We start from the raw sequence: 20074 nt of genomic DNA on the forward strand, positions 1-20074 counted from the left end.
CCACCGGAGCTTTTCTCCATTTGACCCCGAGGGGCAAGGCGGTGCAGCTAGACATCGAGAAAAGCGCAACCGCCTATTTTTACCACTACTTTTTATTTTGCATATTAAAACCCCGTACCTTGTAGAAGGATACGGGGTTTTATTGGTTTTAAGCTAATGATTCTTCTTTATCTAACATAGTTCCAGTTTCAGCAAATTTCGTGTGGAAAGAGAATGCTTTCTCTAATACATGAGGAGTTTGTCCGCCTCTAGTTAGGGCCTCCACGAAATAACTGCTTAACTGGTCTCTATACATTGGATGCACACAATTATTAATAATTAAAGATGCACGCTCTCGAGGAGCTAAACCGCGTAAATCAGCATAGCCTTGCTCTGTCACTACTACATCTACGTCATGCTCGGTATGATCGACATGAGATACAAATGGAACGATACTAGAGATATTTCCACCCTTAGCAATAGATTTGGTTACAAATATAGCCAGTTTGGCATTGCGTGCAAAGTCTCCGGAACCTCCGATACCATTCATCATCTTTGTACCACATACGTGTGTAGAGTTTACATTTCCGTATATATCAAACTCTAACGCTGTATTAATAGAGATTAGTCCAAGACGACGGATTATTTCTGGATGATTTGTAATCTCCTGTGGTCTTAACACAAGCTTTTCACGATATTGATCGAAGCTACCGAATACCTGGTTCATCTTTTCTTCTGATAGTGTAACCGAACATCCAGAAGCAAAGTCGACCTTTCCTGCATCGATCAAATCAAAAACAGAGTCTTGCAATACTTCGGAGTAAACCTCAAGGTTCTCAAATTCCGAATCAATCATTCCGTGTAATACGGCATTAGCGACAGAGCCTATACCAGCTTGAATAGGCGCTAGCTTCTCTGTTAATCTTCCAGCCTTTACTTCCTCACGAAGGAAAGTGATTAAGTGATCTGCCATTTCCTTTGTTTCCTCATCCGGAGGAACAATTGTAGATGGAGAATCCAAATACTTAGTAAAAACGATTCCTTTAACCTTAGATGCATCAAAAGGGATACCAATGGTACCAATTCGTTCACCTACGGAGGTTACAGGGATTGGTTGTCTATTGTCTCCTTGTGCGACTGGCTCATAAACATCATGTAAGCCTTCGAACTCCTCAAGTTGCGCTAAGTTTATTTCAATAATAATGTTATTTGCATGAGTAACAAAGGTTGCAGAGTTACCAACTGAAGTAGTTGGTATAATCATTCCATCCTCTGTGATTGAAACCGCTTCCACAATAGCGAAGTCAATTGTAGGTAAAACCCCGTTACGAATTAATTCGGATGTATGAGATAAGTGTTGGTCAACAAATAGATGATCACCTGCATTAATATGCTTTCTCATAGTTGCATCCGCCTGGAATGGTAAACGTTTATTAATGATTCCTGCTTCTGATAGAAGCTTATCTATGTCAGAGCCTACTGAAGCTCCTGTAAATACGTTAACTTTAAAAGTATCTTTCTTAGCTCTATCTACTAATGCTAATGGCACCGCTTTCGCATCACCCGCACGTGTAAATCCGCTTAATCCTAAAGTCATTCCGTCTTGAATCCAGGAAGCCGCTTCTTCTGCGCTTACTATTAAGCTATGTAATTTAGTATTTTTTATACGATTAAGTTCTTTTAACATACAGACATCCCCCTCATTAGTTGCCTTGTCTAATTATTTTACTTCGTATCGTCACAAATTTGATAAAAACAGTCAAAGACACTTATAAAATGAATGAAGCAGAAAAAATAATGACTAAAACAGAATGGATTTTAAAAAAATTCATATTTTGCTATATCAAAAAAAGGAATAAATAAAAAAAGCTTGAATAAAAAGAGATTAACCCCTTATCCATGCCTTCTTTTTAAAAACCTAATAATTTCCTAAAATAGCTAGAATACGACTGGCTAACAGATACCTTTTCTCCGGTTTGCATAGCTAATACAAAGGTAGAATGTGTATCCGGGTATATTTCTTTAATCTGATGCACATTGACGATAAAAGAACGGTGACACCGTATAAAGGATTCTCTTGGTAGTCTATATTCAAAATCCTGGAGTGAACCAGCATGTGTACCAGTAAAATTTTTAGTCACGATTCTCGTTTTTCGATCTCTTGCTTCTAAATAGATAACATCTGAAAAAGGAACAGGCATCCAGCCGTCTAGTGTTTTGACTGTAATAACTGATTTTCCATCCGTCAGAGCAGGATAGATGGCCAAAACAGTTCCTTCTACCTCACCGTTGTGCTGCAAGGGTACAGCCATCCCATGATAAGGAATCCCAAACATTTCTCGATTGATAAATTCAGAGACTTTTTGGTTACTATGCAGCGCTTTATAAGCTAAAGTTCCTTCCTTTATAGGGTCCCCTGGTTTTATCTTTAAATCAATGCGTGTGCTTGGTCTATAGTATATATACTTTTCTTTGTCTGAAACGGCTATGGATATTTCGTCCGAAAATAACTGGCCAACTACATCTAAAAGTCCACCTAAAGAGAGCTCATGCACCCTTTTCTCCCCCTTTCACTACTTTGATTCACAAACTAAAATCTCTCGCTCAAACTGTTGTTTCGTTGTAATACAGCGATCCTTTATATGAAGACCAATCGATTCTAACCGATCATCCATAGATTCGATTGTGACAATGACTACCCGCTTAGCAATCCTTTTCGCATGCTTTAATATGGTCAGTTGTTCCTCCCATGAGGCATGAGTATATAAATTATAAGGTAAGTCGATAATCGCTACGTCATAGGCTTCCTCTATGTCTTGAATAGCACCCTTCTCTACCTGTCCAGTTAGCCCAAAATAAGCCAGATTTTCTCTGGATCCTATACAAACTAAGGGATTAATATCTCTTCCTACAATATCGATATCCATAGATCTCGCTTCTACTAGGACAGTTCCAATTCCACAGCACGGGTCGATTGCTCGTACGCCTGAAGGATGAGGAACGGCTATATTAGCTACAGCTCTAGCTACTCTCGTACTTAGGGCAGTAGAATATTCTTTTGGTTTTTTTATATGATTAAACCAAATAGGTTCACTCTTTGTATAAGTACCAAAATACCATCGCTGTTGGTATGGAGCTATTGCAAAGAATTGTTCTGGATTATGAAGGTCAAAATCTCCCTTCATCTCTGATCCAATAGCTCGTTCAATGTGGAGACGCTCCTTGTTTTCAATCTTATCCTCACCTTGCCTATCATTTATTTTAAGAAAGATCACTTTGTTGGTCTCTCCTTCTTCACCAAATAAATGGGCAGCGGCAATAATTTCTTCTACAGTGTCCCCCTCCGCTAAGATATCCATTCTTCCCTTCATGAATGGACTTCTACTAGGATCTATCTTTGTATCACTTTTAAGTATTTTCATGTCTGTATCGTACCCAAAAAAAGAGCGCATCTCTAGATGACAAAGAGAGCGTTCTGCATCGTTATAAGCAAATGTATAAATAAATGACGGATGATCGTTTAAATTTTTCAACGTATTACCTCCAATAATATTTTCATTATAACATGTGGTACTTTTTAAAGTCCGTTATCATAACCCAATAGTTAATTAGCATAAAAAGGAAGTATAATAAGGATTGACAGTAATTTTCAGAACTATTAGATATTTAAAAGGGGATAAGCGAATGGAATTTGATGTAATCGTTGTAGGAGCCGGCTTAGCAGGGCTCGTGGCAACAGCTGAATTAGTAGATGCTAGAAAGCGAGTTTTGTTATTGGATCAAGAACCGGAAAGTTCCCTAGGCGGGCAAGCCTGGTGGTCGTTTGGAGGACTATTTCTTGTAGACTCTCCGGAGCAAAGAAGGATGGGTATTAAGGACTCCTACGAACTTGCATGGCAGGACTGGCTAGGGACAGCGGGGTTTGATGGAGATAACGAGGAAGAATACTGGGCAAAAAAATGGGCAGAGGCTTATGTACGTTTCGCTCATGAAGAAAAAAGAGACTGGCTGCACGGAAAAGGTATTCGATTTTTCCCCGTAGTTGGATGGGCAGAACGTGGAGGTTATCTAGCTGAAGGACACGGCAATTCAGTTCCTCGCTTTCATATTGTATGGGGTACAGGCCCAGCAATTGTTGCCCCATTTAAAAAGCAGGTGCAAAAAGCAGTATCCGAGGGATTAGTTACTTATAAGCCACGTCATCAAGTCGATCGTTTGTTAACTATTAATGGTAGGGTGACTGGTGTAGGCGGATCCATTTTAGCGGCAAGCGATGCGGAACGTGGACAAGCAAGCTCAAGAGAAGTTATTAATAACTTTGAATACCACTCGACAGCAGTAGTAGTCACAAGTGGAGGCATTGGAGCTAACCTTGAACTAGTACGTCAAAATTGGCCAGCACGCCTCGGCTCCCCTCCTAAAAACATGATTTCCGGGGTTCCAGAATATGTAGACGGAAGAATGATGGGAATCACTGAAAAAGCAGGTGGACGTGTAGTCAATAAAGACCGAATGTGGCATTACACAGAAGGTATTAAGAATTGGAATCCAATATGGAAGGAACACGGAATTCGTATCTTGCCCGGTCCATCATCCATTTGGCTAGATGCAGAGGGTAATCGCTTTCCCGCCCCAAACTTCCCAGGCTTCGATACATTGGGTACCTTAAAAGCCATTCAAGATACTGGATATGATTATTCCTGGTTTATACTCACAGAAAAAATTATTGAGAAGGAATTTGCACTATCTGGTTCAGAGCAGAATCCTGATCTTACTGAAAAGAGCATCAAACAAGTGCTAAAAAGGATTTTACCTGGGCCAACTGATCCAGTTAAGGCATTCATGGAGAAGGGGGAAGATTTTGTAGTTGCCACAACTCTAAAGGAACTAGTAGCTGGGATGAATAGAATTACCGGAAATAGCCTGTTACATTATGAACATCTAGAAAAACAAATTGTAGCTCGTGATCGGGAGATGGATAATAAGTTTACAAAGGACCTTCAAATAACTGCCTTAAGGGGAGCCCGTCATTATATCGGAGATAAGCTTATACGTGTAGCTGCCCCTCATAAAATATTAGATATTAAAAATGGTCCCCTGATTGCAGTTCGTTTGAATATCCTGACTCGCAAAACACTAGGGGGTCTTCAAACAGATCTAGGCGGTCGTGTCCTTAACTCAGAAGGTAATCCCGTTCCCGGTCTTTATGCAGCTGGAGAGGTCACAGGCTTTGGTGGTGGAGGAATGCATGGCTATCGTGCTCTGGAGGGAACCTTCTTGGGAGGATGTCTGTTCACAGGAAGAGAAACAGGGAGAGCATTGGCCAAGGACTTATCCAAGTAATATAGAAAAAACTTTGACTACCGTCTGTCAAAGTTTTTCTTTTGGAAGGGAATATGCTCTTTATACTTCCTTACATAAATATTGATATATTTCGTAGCCTATTTGAGAAAGTATTCTTTTGGATAGGATATCATCCTCCTTCTCCGATAGGACTGTTGCAACTAGTTTTCTATTTCCTACAAAAAATACTCCTACATCATGACGGGTGCCTGGTATCCAACCAGTCTTATTTGCAAATTCCCAAGCAGGCATCCCATTATTGAAGTTGGAATATGGAGAAGGAAGTTTTTCCGGCAAACAATCACGGACCTGTTGTTTTTTAAGCATATCTATCATTTGCTTACTTGCTTGTTCACTAACTAGCTGTCCCTGAGCCATTTTAGATAGTAAGATACCAACATCTTTTGCAGCAATTCTATTAGAGCCAAGTGGATTTGGCTTACTCAACATAAGCTTATTATAAAATGTACTGTATTCCATACCGGCTTCCTTCATTGTTTGTTGAATATTTTCTACTCCAACTAAATCTATTAAAAGATTCGTAGCTGTATTGTCACTTTGAATAATCATCAGAAGCATGATATCTAGTAATGGTAGTGAAGTTCCTGGAGTTAAATGCTGGAGGACTCCGGACCCTCCCACATACTCATCTTTTTCCAATCTGACTAAATCGGTCAGGGACAATTGTTGACGTTCTACTGCCTGAAAAACTGCTGTCATTATTGGTACCTTAATGACACTAGCTGCATAAAACAGCTCTTGCTCATTGTGTTCCCACTTCTCTCCCGTATTCAAATCATCTAATACAATCCCCCATGTCCCCTTGGAAGGTTTAATCAACTTTTGAACTTTACCTATTAGCTCCTCCACTATCCATCCTCCTCTAGTCATTCTCTTTGTTTTATTATAGACTATTATAAGATTTATTTTTAGAAAATTCGAATTTATGGAGAGCATGTTGCATGACACAACTTTTTCTATTACAAAAAGTCATTGATTATATAGACGAACATATTAAAGATGATATAAATACCGAAAGCCTTGCAAAGCTTATCAGCTATTCCCCTTTTCATTTTTCTCGTATTTTCCATCAGACTACTGGTTATACACCAATGGATTATGTGCAAAAAAGGAAGCTACAATTTGCCTTAGTTGACTTACTGAAGGAGAAAAGAATTATAGATATAGCATTAGAATATGGGTTTGAAACACATGCAGGCTTTACTAAATCATTTAAACGCTGCTTTGGGAGTCCCCCTAGCTTATATAAGATGCACTGCCCCATTTCGGTTCCACAAAGACTATGTTTAGAGAGCCTTATACAAAAGAAAACTGGGGGAGTAGTTCTTCAGCCTAAAATCATTTCTAAGCCCCCTTTTAGGGTAGCAGGTAAGACGTTTGAAACACGGATGGGAAATATAGCCTTTACGAGAGATGCCCCCGCCTTTTGGAATCAACGAATACTCTCTGAGGAATCCATTGAAACTACTCTATATAACCTCTTAACACCTAAAAAGCACGGAGAATATTGTTTTAATCTTAGTGCACCAGAGTCAGAAGATCATTTCACCTATTTATTTGCGGTGAATTTTGAAGAGGGCACAACAGTACCTGAAGGAATCCTTAAATTTACCGTTAAGGCCACCACTTATGCAGTTTTCAAAACACCTCTTGTACCGGTAGAGCAATTTGTTTCCTCTATCAAAGGTACTTGGCAATATATTTTAGAAGACTGGCTACCTGATTCCCAATATGAAGTCGATGAAGACAGCTATGACTTTGAATATTATGATGAACACTGCCATGATTGGGAGTACGACAAAGTTTATATGGAGATTTACCTTCCTATTAAAGAAAAATGATAGAAACTTTAATTTAATAGATAAGCTACTGCTTTTTTTCGAATTACCACTATTTCTGCACACCCTTCTTTAGAAGAGAACGGTAAAAAAATAGAACTGGACTTAAAATAAGCGCACTTACTATAATTGCAGTCTTAATAGTAAGGGTTGTGGCAATATACCCAATAACAGGTCCACCGCTTATTTGCCCAACTGCATCCACCTGCCCTTTTACAGAGAAAAATGTTGCCCGAGTAGAAGAGTCTGGTATGATTTTATTTAACCAAATGTCCTCTAATGGGGACATTACCTTCCGACTAACTTGGATTATTACATAGCAAATAAACAAACCAATAATATAGCTCGAAAATGCAAAGCCTATTAATGCTACCACTATACTGGAGCAACCAATAAAAAGAGCGATATATATTCGGTGCAATTCTTGATAAATCGTACTTTTATTTAAAAAGTGAAGCAACATATATGACAGCAGCACGACAACTAATTGAATTCCTCCAGTTAATAGCACCAGTCGTTCATTGGACAAGGTAGTTATTTCAGCCATTTCTAATAGATGAGGAAGCCACAGACGATCGAAACCTTCACTATAAAAACCTATAAACAGAGCGATTAGAAATAGCATACGAAGTATAAAGCTAGTTCTGGAGAAAAGAATGATTTTATCTAAGTTCTCCTTCATTGTCTCCCATGCACCAACTGTTTCGCTTCTTTTCAAAGGTTTAAAATGATTCTCTTGCATAAAGAATATTAGTAAAACAGCTAAACCAATCATACATAATCCTCCTACTATAATCGGTAGATGGATTAGGTAGGAGCCGATTAATACGCTTAACGGAATGGCAACTAATTGGCCAAGGTTACCAGCCTTAGCTCCTCTCATATATGCAGATGAGGCCTTTTCTTCTCCTATTTCATCAGCTATCCAGGCTTGCAATGACCCGCTAGTAAAGGTATACCCTATCCCCCATGCCACTTGAGCCAATAAAACCGTAATAAAAAAAGGAAACAAGCCCTCTAATAAAAAACCAACTCCTATTAGAAAGTAACCAATGATAACGGATAGCTTCCGGCTCTTTAAATCAGACACGATACTAGTTGGAATCTCAAAGAGAAATACGGTTATCTCCAACACAGTTCCCACTAAAACTAGTTGCAACGGATCCAGCTTAACAACGCTTACTTGATACAACAAACTGACTGTAAATATAAAAGTAAAAAATAATTGCGATAGAAAGCAAATATAAATATACAGCCGATATGGGTCCTTTAAACTACTCATTTACCTCACCTCTCCACTTGATTATAAAAAGAGAAGCAGTCCACGACTTATCCAAATTTGCTATATTGACTAACTTTTTTTATGTTATAGTGAAAGAACAATTAAATAATGTGTAGATTTAGGTGTTCTTTTAATTGCAAAAGAACTTAAAAGGGAAGTTCGGTGAAAGACCGACGCTGTCCCGCAACTGTAAATGTGAGCAATACTTTATAAACCACTGTATGTATGGATACTACGGGAAGGAAGGTAACGCGATGACCATGAGCCAGGAGACCTGCCTATTTCAAGTACACACCACGACCCTACGAGGATAGGAGGTGCTAAGTGTAACTATGACAAGCAAAGCTTGAAAATACTGCCGTACGAAAAGACATACTAAAATCCACTGGAGCGAACAGACTCCTTATTTAATCGTGGTTTTTATTTGTTTCCTAGCGTACTGACTATTAAATCATACTAACCAAGCATCCTCTTTTATAAAAAAGAGGATGCTTTTTATGTTAAAAACGAAAGGATTTTGGAAATGAGAAAAGAGATTTTTATGGAGCAATTTAAGCAAGTATTAATGACAAACCAGGTTGCAAGTACCTCGATATCTCTACAGTCTACCTTTGAGGAAATGAAAAAAGAAATTGAGCTTAACTCAGTATGGAGTATAGAAGAAAGAAATCTTTTTCTTCACCACTTAAATGTTGCACACCGTCAGATTAAACAAGAGATTGCTGGAATAGAGCAGGAATAAATAGAATACATATGTCAGTCAATTTCATAAATAGAGCTTTACCAATTAACACGAACCGTATTAATTGTAGCGACAGGCGGCGACTCCAGCGAGATGAGGGAGACAGATAAGACATCACAACCACGCGCGCAAGCGATGGGTGATGGCTTATCGCTCACCCCGCGAGAAAGCGTCGGGTTGGCGCGGAAATCAATTCTGCTTCTACACATATAAAAGCATATATAAATCACTGTTTTTACTAATTGTTCATGTTTGGCTTTTTAAAATAGAATTATGAAATTGACTCTTTTAAAAAAGCGAACCAATGACGTTAGTCATTTGGTTCGCTAATTCCTATAGATCTTGATAATCCCTTTGATATTTACCGCCATCTTTAACCTCTGAATGATACAAAGCCTTCAGAGCAAAGCTTTTTTCTAAATCATGCTCCTTCATTACTTCCTTTAATCTTTTAGCTAAATCAGGACTGAACTTAACAAGCTCTTCCATTTTAGATTTTGAATATTGCATTACATTACCTCCCCACTATCATTGTTTATACAGTATAGCACTTTGACATAAAGACATACGAAAATTTCAGTTTAGCCTAATTAAATTTCTACCACTCTAACTCATAAAAATAGACAATCACATTTTTTCCAATTTTGCATAAATTAATTTGACAATTCTAAAAAGATGAGTTAACCTAATGAACAAATGTTTCCTAAGGGAAAATAATTATCTTTTAAGAAATTTATATTTTTTTATTCTAAAAGTTTCCCTGAGGAAATAATTTATAACAAAGGAAAAGGAGTGTAGTAAATGAAAAAATTATTTTTATTATTTTTTGCTGTAGTTTTATTGGCTGGATGTAATGACCAAAACAATGGAAAGGCGGAAGCTGATAAACCACTAGTAGTTACAACTACAGGTCAGGTTGCTGATGCCGTAAAGACGATAGCCGGGGATATGGTAGAAGTTAAATCCTTGATGGGACCAGGAGTAGATCCACATCTTTATAAGGCGACTCAAGGAGACTTACAAATATTAGAGGATGCTGACATGATTTTTTATAACGGTCTAGAGCTTGAAGGAAAGATGAGCGACATTTTCGAGAAAATGAAGAAAGAAAAAACTGTTGTAGCAATTGGGGAGTCAGTCCCAAAAGAGAGACTATTAAATGATGAGGAGCATCCGGAATTATTTGATCCACATATTTGGTTCGATATCGAACTTTGGAAGGTGGCTACCCACGAGATAACCAAATCACTTACTAAGGAATTTAACTCTAGCGAGGAACAGTTTAAAGAAAATGAGGCAGAGTTCTTTAAGGAATTAGACACTTTAAACGATTGGACGAAGGAACGTATTAATGAAATAGCTGATGAGCAGCGTGTACTTGTTACTGCTCATGATGCATTTAACTACTTTGGTGAAAGTAATGGAATGGAAGTCAGAGGTTTACAAGGTCTTAGCACTGATGCCGAGTATGGATTAAAGGATATACAGAACGTCGTAAACTTTTTAGTAGAGCAGAATATTAAAGCGGTATTTATTGAATCCAGCGTATCCGATAAAGCGATGAATGCTGTCATTGAAGGTGCAAAGGAAAAAGGACACACGATACAAATTGGAGGAGAGCTCTACTCGGATGCCATGGGTGCTGAAGGAACAGAGGAAGGAACTTATATAGGGATGTATAAGCATAATGTCAACACAATAGTTGATTCACTCAAATAGGAGGTAGCAAAATGAACGCATTACAGGTAAAGGATTTATCTGTAGCTTATGAGGAAAAGATAGTTCTAAGTGAAATTAACCTAACTATTCCTAAGGGACAGATTACTGGGATTATTGGGCCAAACGGAGCTGGAAAATCTACACTGATTAAAGCGGTGTTAAATCAGCTTCCCAATAAAACAGGGACCGTTTCTATATTAGAGCAACCGCTTAATCCAAAAGATCTCCTTGTAGGGTATGTCCCTCAAAGAAATGCAGTAGATTGGGACTTCCCAACTAATGCTTTAGACGTTGTCTTAATGGGAAGATACGGTCATATTCGCTCTATTAAAAGACCATCTGCTAAGGATAAGGAAATAGCTTTAAGCTGCTTAAAGAATGTGGGAATGGAAGCTTTCGCAGATCGTTCCATCGGTCAACTATCTGGCGGACAACAACAGCGTGTCTTCCTGGCTAGGGCTCTCGCTCAAGAGGCAGAGGTTTACTTTATGGATGAACCTTTTGTGGGAGTAGACGCAGCCACAGAGCGGACTATAATTTCTATTTTAAAAGAGTTAAAATCTCAAGGAAAATCAGTCTTTGTAGTTCATCATGACCTGCAGACAGCAGCTGATTATTTTGATTGGATTGTTTTACTAAATCAAACGATTAGAGCCTCTGGTCCTACCGTTCATACATTCACACCAGAAAACCTACAGGAAGCATATGGTGGGAAATTATTCTTCATGGACCAAGCAAGTTCAGGTAAGACCGCTGAAGAGGTGAAAAACTAATGTTGACAGGTAACCTTCTTTGGGTACTCGCAGGAGCTATTCTTTTAGGGATAGCAGCAGGTTTAAATGGAACGTTTGCCTTTCTCCAAAAGCAAAGCTTGGTCGGAGATGCTGCAGCGCATGCAGCACTTCCTGGCATTGCTCTCGCATACCTTATTTTTGAGAAAAAAGATTTGCCTATCCTTATGCTAGGTGCTGCTATAACAGCAGCCCTTTCTGTTTATATGATTCAATGGATTGTCAGTCACTCCAAGCTAAAGGCGGATGCTGCAATTGGGCTCATCCTCTCTGTATTTTTTGGGATTGGTATTGTTTTAATAACAATCGTTAATCAGAGTGGTACTGGCAACCAAAGTGGGTTAAATGATTTTATCTTTGGAAAGGCTGCAACAATGGCAAAAAGTGATCTCATTTGGTTGTCTAGCAGTGCTATATTAATCATCCTCATGTGCTTGCTTTTCTTTAAGGAATGGAAGCTTATGATTTTTGATCCTATTTTCGCAAAGGGTATTGGCTTACCAGTGGAGCGGCTGCGCATTCTATTGACGGCTTTAACAGTTCTGACAATCGTAACCGGTATTCAGGCAGTAGGCGTTATTTTAATGGCAGCCATGCTAATCATCCCAGCAGCTGCAGCAAGATTTTGGTCTAGCCATCTAGGTATAATTTTGGTGACTAGTGCTTTTTTTGGAGCACTCTCTGGAGCATTAGGCACTATGATAAGCTCTCTCCGCACAGGTTTGTCTACTGGTCCTATTATCGTCTTAGTAGCAGCTACTCTGTTTAGCCTATCCTACTTTTTTGCACCTAATAGAGGGCTTATTTCTAAGCTTCATAAAAAGCGTGCGTTTAAAAGACAACGCATTGTAAATGAGGTGACTACCCATGAATGAGTTTTGGGTTTTATTAACCGGATCGCTTGTAGGAATAACGTGTGGCTTAACAGGCGTTTTCCTTATTCTTAGAAAGACAGCCATGATAGCTGATGCTATAAGTCATACTGTATTATTTGGAATTGTAGTGGCCTTTATGATTACCCAATCCTTAAACGGGGCTTGGATGCTAATTGGGGCTGCCCTTGCTGGTTTACTGACTACCTTTCTAGTGCAACTCCTTCAATCAGGTGGATTGCAAGAGGATGCCGCTATTGGAGTAGTTTTCACTTCTCTTTTTGCCTTAGGCGTATTACTAATCACCTTATTCGCTGGCAATGTACATTTAGATGTGGAACATGTGCTAATGGGGGAAATTGCATTTGTCCCTTGGGATACGTGGAGTATTTTAGGCATTGAAATGCCTAAAGCAGTTTGGATGCTAATGTTTGTACTATTACTTAATATCGCTTTCCTTGTTTTATTTTATAAAGAGATTAAATTGTCTACGTTTGATCCTGTTTTCGCTTTGTCAATAGGCGTGCCTATTATTGGTATGCATTACTCTTACATGACTCTTGTCTCCCTTACTACTGTCGCTGCATTTGATAGTGTGGGTGCAGTTCTAGTAGTTGCTATGCTTATTGGACCTCCTGCTACAGCCTATTTAATGAGTAAAAGTGTACGAGGAATGATTATTTGGAGTATGACATTCGGTATCACTGCAGCTATTACTGGATACTACTTAGCAAAGCTTTGGAACACCTCCATCGCTGGTATGATGGCAGCGATGATTGGTGTGCTATTCATGCTTGTATTTTTATTTAAGCCTCATGATGGCTTGGTTTCAAAAGCTGTTAAGCGACGCCGAGGAAATGGTTTAAAAGCATTTTCTAGATAGTACTCTCTCACCTTTTGTTTCACCTTTCGTTTGTTATAATACAAGGAAGGACAAAACAAAAGGTGATCATATGCATAAAACAATTGGAATTTTAGCACATGTTGATGCAGGGAAAACTACATTTTCGGAGCAATTGCTCTTTCATACAAACTCAATAAGACAACGGGGTAGGGTCGATCATAAAGACTCCTTCCTTGATAGCCATACGATAGAGAAAGATAGAGGCATCACCATCTTTGCTGACCAGGGTGTCTTTTCCTATAATAACTCCACTTATTATATTATTGATACTCCTGGTCACGTTGATTTTTCTCCGGAAATGGAACGTGCTATTCAGGTCATGGACTATGCCATTGTATTAATAAGTGCTGTAGATGGAGTCGAAGGACATACTGAGACAGTTTGGCAGCTGCTCCGCAAGCATAAAATACCTACCTTCTTTTTTATCAACAAAATCGATTACGAAGATAGTGATCCTACTGCAGTTCTCCAGGAGATTAAAGCAAGTCTAAGTAAGGATGTTTGCCACCTAACTACTGGCTATACGGAGGAATTGATTGAATTTATTGCTGAGCGAGATGAGGCTCTTATAGAAGCCTACATGGATAATAGGTTCACTGAACAGCTATGGACAACAAAGTTCAAGCAAATGATTAAGGAATGTACCGTATTTCCTTGTGCATTCGGATCAGCCTTAAAGGATATTGGAGTATCAGAGTTTTTGGAAGCTATTGATAAACTTACGGAAACAAACTATAACTCCAGCCAAAATTTTACCGCTCAGGTATACAGGATTCGTCACGACGAAAGTGGAAATCGCGTAACCTTTCTAAAGTTGTTAAGTGGAAAGCTGAAAGTAAGAGATGAGGTAACTATCGGAGACGCATTAGAGAAGATAACTCAGATACGTCAATATAGTGGCAGCAAATTTAAAACAATAGATGAGGTAAAAGCAGGTGAACTAGTAGCTGTGACAGGATTAACAGTTGCCTCTATTGGAGATACAATTGGTGCTATTCATCATAAGACCCATTTCGATTTAATACCTACCTTAAAATCAAAGGTCGTCTTTGATCCTTCTATACATGTTAAAGAAGTACTAAAATCTTTTAGACTTTTAGACGCGGAAGACCCTTCTCTACAAGTTTTTTGGGATGAGTATTTTCAAGAGGTACACGTACACGTTATGGGGGTCATTCAGCTCGAGGTGCTCGCTCAAATCGTTAAAGAGCGTTTCCAAATGGATGTGACGTTTGGGGAGCCTAAAATTTTATATAAAGAAACGATTGAGGAGTCTGTCAAAGGCTACGGTCATTTTGAGCCATTGAAGCATTATGCTGAGGTACACCTTTTAATCGAACCTGCAGAGCGGGGTTCTGGAGTTACCTTCCACAATGTGTGTCATGCCAATGATTTGTCTATAGGTAACCAAAACCTAGTAAGGCATCACCTTTTAGAAAAAGATCATCATGGACTACTGACTGGCTCTGCATTGACAGACGTTAAGATTACTTTGCTGACAGGACGCGGACATAATGAACATACCTCTGGAGGTGACTTTAGAGAAGCTACTTACCGAGCATTACGACAAGGATTAGAGAAGGCAAAAAATGTTCTGTTAGAGCCTTTTTATGATTTCAAAATTAAAGTGGAGATGGATTTAATCGGAAGAGTTTTATCGGATATTCAGCAGGCACATGGGACATTTGAGTCGCCTGAAAATATTGGCGATAAGGTTATCATAAAGGGAAGAGTGCCTGTTGCTACTTTTATGAATTATAGTACTACCTTTGCATCCTATACTCACGGGAAAGGAACGTTGAACCTATTGTTTAGTGGATATGACCGTTGTCATAACCAAGAACATATAGTTGAAAGAATCGGATACAACAAAGACGCGGATCCGGAATACACCTCAACCTCTATCTTTTGTGCCAAGGGTACTGGATATAAGGTACCCTGGGATGAAGCAGAAAAGGCAATGCATTGCTTATAAAAGGAAAGGGTGCATGAAATTTAATTCCATGCACCTTTAATAGGAATTATTGATAAAATGATGCGTTATCTCCTTAGGAGATGTCCTTTGCATAAATTATTTCAATATAACTTATCCAATTTCCTAAAAGAAGCCTGATTTCCCGCAGGCTTCTTTTATAATTTAGAACGATATATCATCAAACGCTCATTGCCGTTTTCTTCATAATGCTTAGGAATATGTATTTCCTTCCATAACTCGAAAACAGTCTCCCGCTCCAAAAATTCAATATAGTCTGAGGTTGGATAGTAGAGAATAATATCCATTGTCCTCAGATGGTCTTCCAACGACTCTAAAATATTATGAATTACCTTTTGAAATATAGGAGTGGAGAAAGGATTAAAGAAATAGAAACAGTCTTCCTGTGGCCCTATCTTGTACTCCTCTGCTAAACAACATTCAAAGCTAATAGAAGCTCGCGTTGGCTTTGCTCTTTCCGTATACTTCATGAGGTTTTCCATTGACTGCTGGTAAAGCTGCCCACTCATCTCTATTCCTGTTACAGAAATGTGATGGAAATGATGAACGTAAAAAGGAACTCTCCCCTTACCACAACCGAAATCAACCAGCCCCTTCACCCTCTGCCATTCATACGCTTCAAACAATACTTTTAATACATCGTACGGGGTTGCCTCGTAACGATTATAATGGGAGGATTGATATTTCCATTCTCTCATTCCAACTGTCTGTATTCTTAATAATCGTTCATAATCAGATTCGTTCATTGCAACCTCCTTGATTCCTTTATTCGCCCAAAATATGCTGCTGGACCCAGTCATTTTTTTGACTACTAACCTCTTCTAGCAAGGATACTTTATACGGATTTCCTTTTGATACAATTGTCCCTGTAAAAGAAGGCTTTTCAATACGAATCATCACCTTGTCCTGTACTTCTCTTTTCGTGATTTGCAGCTTGGCTATACCACCGATATTTGTACTATCAAATTGCTGAGCAGAAAAAAAGTTACCTAGCGAGAAGAATACATGGCTTTCTCCCTTACTCGTTGTAATTTTTTCATAGGGCTGAATGACATGTGGATGATGACCAAAAATGATATCTGCTCCTGCATTAGCTAACAAATGGGCAAGCTCTCTTTGGTTCTGATTGGGCTCTAATGTATACTCTTCTCCCCAATGGATACTAACTACTACCACATCTACCTTTTTCCTTAGAGATTGGATGTCTTGCTCCATCTGCACGTTGTTTATTATGTTCACTAAATATTCTTTGCCTTCTGGCACTCTATGTCCATTTAGTCCGTAAGTATAACTTAAAAATCCTAGTTTAATATCCTTCACTTCAACTATTCGTTCCGTTTGTTGATCTTCTAATGACTTATGAGCACCGATATAAGGAAGTTCATTTGCCTCCAATGTTTCTATAGCAGCTAATAAGCCCTCCTCCTTTTTATCCAACGTATGATTGTTGGCTAAGGATATTAAATCGAAGCCAACTGCTTTCAGATCACGAATAATATGGGATGGACTAGAAAAGTTAGGGTATCCAGATAATCCGAATGTTGTTCCTGCCGGTATGGATTCCTGGTTTGCAAGCAAAAAGTCCAGATTAGTAAGTTCTTCCTCCACATTTGCAAAGGATGGGAGAAAGCTAGAATAGTTATAGAGAGGACTATGCAATAATATATCTCCAACCATCCCTATTTCTATCTGATTTTCTTTATAAATCTGTTGAAAATTGGTTACTTGTTTACCTGTAAAGTTTTCTTTCATAGGACTAACGATTTGTGCATTAAAAAAAGATAATACGATGATAAATACTAATAGAAAAGGGAGTAAAATTTTCAAAATGTTAACCTCCTCCTATCATCTTTATCTATTTCTTTGTCTAATATACACATATAAAAAACCGCCAGCACTTAGCAACCGCAAACAGGAATTAATAGTCATAGCAGACTCCATACCAACCATCTCTAATAAAACAATACCCATTTGAGGTGCTATAAACGCGACTAATGCCAATAATATATTATAAGTAGTAATACAATAAGTCCTTGACTGTTCAGGTGACTTCTCCAAAAGTAAATTAAACAGAATGAGTACAGTACCAGAAAGAAAGAAGCCCGATGTCGTTTGAATTATAGTTAAGTAATATAAATTGGTCGATAATACAACAAGAAAGGGTGTGGTAGCCATCCCGGCTGCTGCCCAAATGAACATTCGAAGATTGCTATATTTCTCTGCCCAGCGCCTCCATAAAGGAAAGGTAAAAAATTGCATGAGCATACTGCCCACCGAGAACATACTTATCCAAAAAATCGTAGCTCCTGCTATTCTAACATTATAAATATTGAATAGACCCCACGCCATCTGCCATGCAAAGTTAAAAAAGAGAGCGGCTGCTAAGAACGAAACATATTTGGAATCTTTAAATATAGACCAATCCATTGATTTCTTTTTTTCAACGCTTTCATCTATTTGAACAGGTGCTTCTTCATGCTTCATAACAAAGTACACTTCTAATATTCCAAATAATAAGGCTACCAAAAACAAAATTTGATATGCACTTACACTTGCAGAAGCCTCTCTCATTACGATACCGATCATTAACGTGGCTACAAGACCAACTAAAGTCAACAATCGATTTCGATCACTAAAAAATTGACCTCTCCGCTCTTCTGCAATCATCCCACTGATAAACGTTTGCCAACCTATATTGGCAACGGTATTGGGTACACTGATAAGGGCAATAATAATTAAAAAAGACCAGGCCTGCATAGATGGCGAAGGTAAATAAATCACTAATACAATAAATAAGAAACATAATCTTGCAAGTAAAATTGACCCTGCGACTAGCTTCTTTTGAGTATAGGCTTTGTTCAAAAGGATAGCTGCAGGCACTGTCATTAGCAATGCGATTAGAGGAGGAAGTGAACTGATTAATCCAACCTGGTAGTTAGTTGCCCCTAATATAGTGATCGCAAAGATCGGGAAAAAATTATTAGAAAAATTTAAAGCAATAGTAGAAGCCATGCCATGATATATACTGACTTTCTCGTTATACGTTCTCAAGATTCATTCCGTCCATTTCATATGAGATAGATAGAATTATATACCTCATTTCCAGGAAAACAAGAGTATTATTTACAAATATTTCCCTTATAAATCTAACGGAAAAAATACAAATTTAAACCAACCGTTAATAAAGCAATGCGTTAGACAATATTTCTTCATAGAAAGTACACAAAAGGGTAGCTTTAAACATTTCATTTTATTCGTTAAACCCTTAGAATATAAGGAGTTATCAGTTTTATCCTGATATGACAATTATAAAGTTTTCTAGTTTACAAATTGACTGGAAAGAGTATAATGGGTAGTTGGTACAGGACATTCATGTAACAATATGCTAACTTTAGCACTAATATAAACTGCTTCCCTTTTGTTTTAAAGAAGATGGGGTGAACAAAAATGGCAATTACACAAGAGCCGGAGCTTACACTAGTTGAACATTTAGCTGAGCTTAGAAAACGCCTAATAATTATAGCAGCTACCTTTATCCTATCTCTTGCAGCAGGATTTTGGTTTGCTCCTAAAACATTAAACTTTCTTAAGCAACAGCCCACAGCAGCACATGTAGAATGGAACATATTCGGTTACACGGATGGTTTATTGATCTATGTAAAATGTGCTTTAGTCTTGGCTATTCTTGTAACCTTACCAATTGCTATGCATCAATTATGGTTATTCGTAAGACCGGGGCTATTGGACAAGGAAGCTAGAGGGACTATTTACTTTATACCAGTTTCTTTTTTCTTATTTTTAGCTGGTATTAGCTTTAGCTACTTTATTTTATTTCCTTTGATGTTAGATTTCATGTCTAATATCAATGAATCTATAGGTGCCACAGAAACCTATGGAATGCAGCAATACTTTACATTTATGTTTAATTTAATTATTCCTGTTGGAATAGTGTTTGAACTGCCTGTAATTATTTTATTCCTTACGAAGCTAGGAATTATCACGCCAGATCGACTGCGTAAGATGAGAAAAGTTTCATACTTCGTATTAGTAGTTGTAGGGGTTTCCATTACACCTCCAGACTTTATCTCAGATTTCATCATTATCATACCTTTATTGTTATTATTTGAAATAAGCATTTTAGTATCATCTTGGTCTTATAAGCGTCGGTTAGCCAAAGAGGCTCTTTTAGAAAAAGAACTCGAGGACAGCCAAAGTGAATAAGCATGATATAATAACGATACACTTGACTAATACTTAAGCCATTTGAATAGATAGACAATTATATTCGTTAGGAGGAAACACCATGCCAAACATCGGCGTACCAGGTTTAATCATTATTCTAATCATTGCTTTAATCGTCTTCGGACCTTCTAAATTACCTCAACTAGGTAGAGCAGTTGGACAAACATTAAAAGAATTTAAAAAGTCTACAAAAGACATCGTTGACGATGTAGCTGAAGAATTCAAGTTAGAAGACACTGATACAAACGCTAAAAAGAAAGCATAATAAAAAGAGACTGGGACAAAACCATCCTCTTAAATGAAAAAGCCGATGAAATTTTACAATAAGTAAAATTTCACCGGCTTTAT

19 protein-coding genes and 1 riboswitch are annotated in these 20074 nt (G+C 38.1%); of the genes, 10 read left to right on the forward strand and 9 right to left on the reverse strand.

All coding sequences use genetic code 11. From position 1 onward, the window contains the following. Nucleotides 1–148: 148 nt before the first annotated feature. The 3 genes from HF876_RS17115 to HF876_RS17125 all read right to left on the reverse strand — a co-directional run bounded on the left by HF876_RS17115 (nt 149) and on the right by HF876_RS17125 (nt 3512). Entirely contained in the window at nt 149–1666 is a 1518-nt protein-coding gene (locus HF876_RS17115; RefSeq protein ID WP_169361266.1) for an acetyl-CoA hydrolase/transferase family protein, read from the reverse strand. 223 nt (nt 1667–1889) lie between these two features. Beyond that, entirely contained in the window at nt 1890–2534 is a 645-nt protein-coding gene (locus HF876_RS17120; protein WP_169361267.1) for a LytTR family DNA-binding domain-containing protein, read from the reverse strand. Between the two features lie 18 nt (nt 2535–2552). Beyond that, nucleotides 2553–3512: a TRM11 family SAM-dependent methyltransferase gene (locus HF876_RS17125; RefSeq protein WP_240949821.1), complete on the reverse strand. Its 960-nt coding sequence runs from the start codon at nt 3510–3512 to the stop codon at nt 2553–2555. Nucleotides 3513–3663: 151 nt separating this feature from the next. Between HF876_RS17125 and HF876_RS17130 the strand changes: the two genes are divergently transcribed. Beyond that, nucleotides 3664–5322 carry an FAD-binding dehydrogenase gene (locus HF876_RS17130; protein ID WP_169361268.1) on the forward strand — a complete coding sequence of 553 codons (1659 nt, stop codon included), beginning with the start codon at nt 3664–3666 and terminating at the stop codon, nt 5320–5322. A 60-nt stretch (nt 5323–5382) separates the two neighbouring features. Here the strand turns inward: HF876_RS17130 and HF876_RS17135 are convergent, their stop codons facing one another. Then, nucleotides 5383–6192 (reverse strand): serine hydrolase, encoded by an 810-nt coding sequence (locus HF876_RS17135; RefSeq protein ID WP_169361269.1) that lies wholly within the window; start codon nt 6190–6192, stop codon nt 5383–5385. A gap of 92 nt (nt 6193–6284) precedes the next feature. Here HF876_RS17135 and HF876_RS17140 point away from each other — a divergent pair, with 92 nt between their 5' ends. Beyond that, nucleotides 6285–7184, forward strand: a complete 900-nt coding sequence (locus HF876_RS17140) for an AraC family transcriptional regulator (RefSeq protein ID WP_169361270.1) — start codon at nt 6285–6287, stop codon at nt 7182–7184. 49 nt (nt 7185–7233) lie between these two features. Here the strand turns inward: HF876_RS17140 and HF876_RS17145 are convergent, their stop codons facing one another. After that, complete coding sequence (locus tag HF876_RS17145; RefSeq protein WP_169361271.1) at nt 7234–8463, reverse strand: MFS transporter; 1230 nt, start codon at nt 8461–8463, stop codon at nt 7234–7236. A 103-nt stretch (nt 8464–8566) separates the two neighbouring features. Next, nucleotides 8567–8759: riboswitch (cobalamin riboswitch) on the forward strand. 227 nt (nt 8760–8986) lie between these two features. Here HF876_RS17145 and HF876_RS17150 point away from each other — a divergent pair. Next, on the forward strand, nt 8987–9205 hold the full coding sequence (locus HF876_RS17150; RefSeq protein ID WP_169361272.1) for a hypothetical protein: 219 nt from the start codon (nt 8987–8989) through the stop codon (nt 9203–9205). A gap of 333 nt (nt 9206–9538) precedes the next feature. On the opposite strand, the gene HF876_RS17155 is transcribed toward HF876_RS17150, so the two are convergent. Further along, nucleotides 9539–9715 carry a hypothetical protein gene (locus tag HF876_RS17155; RefSeq protein WP_169361273.1) on the reverse strand — a complete coding sequence of 59 codons (177 nt, stop codon included), beginning with the start codon at nt 9713–9715 and terminating at the stop codon, nt 9539–9541. A gap of 291 nt (nt 9716–10006) precedes the next feature. Between HF876_RS17155 and HF876_RS17160 the strand changes: the two genes are divergently transcribed. The 5 genes from HF876_RS17160 (at nt 10007) to HF876_RS17180 (ending at nt 15466) form a co-directional block, all read left to right on the forward strand. Beyond that, entirely contained in the window at nt 10007–10924 is a 918-nt protein-coding gene (locus HF876_RS17160; protein WP_169361274.1) for a metal ABC transporter solute-binding protein, Zn/Mn family, read from the forward strand. Between the two features lie 11 nt (nt 10925–10935). Continuing rightward, nucleotides 10936–11697 (forward strand): metal ABC transporter ATP-binding protein, encoded by a 762-nt coding sequence (locus HF876_RS17165; protein WP_169361275.1) that lies wholly within the window; start codon nt 10936–10938, stop codon nt 11695–11697. Beyond that, complete coding sequence (locus tag HF876_RS17170; RefSeq protein ID WP_169361276.1) at nt 11697–12590, forward strand: metal ABC transporter permease; 894 nt, start codon at nt 11697–11699, stop codon at nt 12588–12590. Before HF876_RS17165 ends, HF876_RS17170 begins: the two co-directional genes overlap by 1 nt. Next, nucleotides 12583–13470: a metal ABC transporter permease gene (locus HF876_RS17175; protein WP_169361277.1), complete on the forward strand. Its 888-nt coding sequence runs from the start codon at nt 12583–12585 to the stop codon at nt 13468–13470. The genes HF876_RS17170 and HF876_RS17175 overlap by 8 nt, the downstream gene beginning before the upstream one ends. A 70-nt stretch (nt 13471–13540) precedes the next feature. Then, complete coding sequence (locus HF876_RS17180) at nt 13541–15466, forward strand: GTP-binding protein (RefSeq protein ID WP_169361278.1); 1926 nt, start codon at nt 13541–13543, stop codon at nt 15464–15466. Nucleotides 15467–15621: 155 nt separating this feature from the next. Here the strand turns inward: HF876_RS17180 and HF876_RS17185 are convergent, their stop codons facing one another. From HF876_RS17185 to HF876_RS17195, 3 genes are read right to left on the reverse strand one after another with little or no spacing between them, the layout of a single operon-like run. Continuing rightward, nucleotides 15622–16230: a class I SAM-dependent methyltransferase gene (locus HF876_RS17185; RefSeq protein ID WP_169361279.1), complete on the reverse strand. Its 609-nt coding sequence runs from the start codon at nt 16228–16230 to the stop codon at nt 15622–15624. Between the two features lie 19 nt (nt 16231–16249). Then, nucleotides 16250–17311: a CapA family protein gene (locus tag HF876_RS17190; RefSeq protein ID WP_169361280.1), complete on the reverse strand. Its 1062-nt coding sequence runs from the start codon at nt 17309–17311 to the stop codon at nt 16250–16252. A 24-nt stretch (nt 17312–17335) separates the two neighbouring features. Further along, nucleotides 17336–18535 (reverse strand): MFS transporter, encoded by a 1200-nt coding sequence (locus HF876_RS17195; RefSeq protein ID WP_169361281.1) that lies wholly within the window; start codon nt 18533–18535, stop codon nt 17336–17338. Between the two features lie 396 nt (nt 18536–18931). Between HF876_RS17195 and tatC the strand changes: the two genes are divergently transcribed. Together tatC and tatA are read left to right on the forward strand one after the other, a co-directional pair. Beyond that, nucleotides 18932–19705, forward strand: a complete 774-nt coding sequence (tatC, locus tag HF876_RS17200) for a twin-arginine translocase subunit TatC (protein ID WP_169361282.1) — start codon at nt 18932–18934, stop codon at nt 19703–19705. Nucleotides 19706–19787: 82 nt separating this feature from the next. Next, nucleotides 19788–19991 (forward strand): twin-arginine translocase TatA/TatE family subunit, encoded by a 204-nt coding sequence (gene tatA / locus HF876_RS17205; protein ID WP_169361283.1) that lies wholly within the window; start codon nt 19788–19790, stop codon nt 19989–19991. Nucleotides 19992–20074 lie beyond the last annotated feature (83 nt).

Origin of the sequence: Psychrobacillus sp. BL-248-WT-3, assembly GCF_012843435.1 — a bacterium.
Classification (GTDB): Bacteria; Bacillota; Bacilli; order Bacillales_A; family Planococcaceae; genus Psychrobacillus.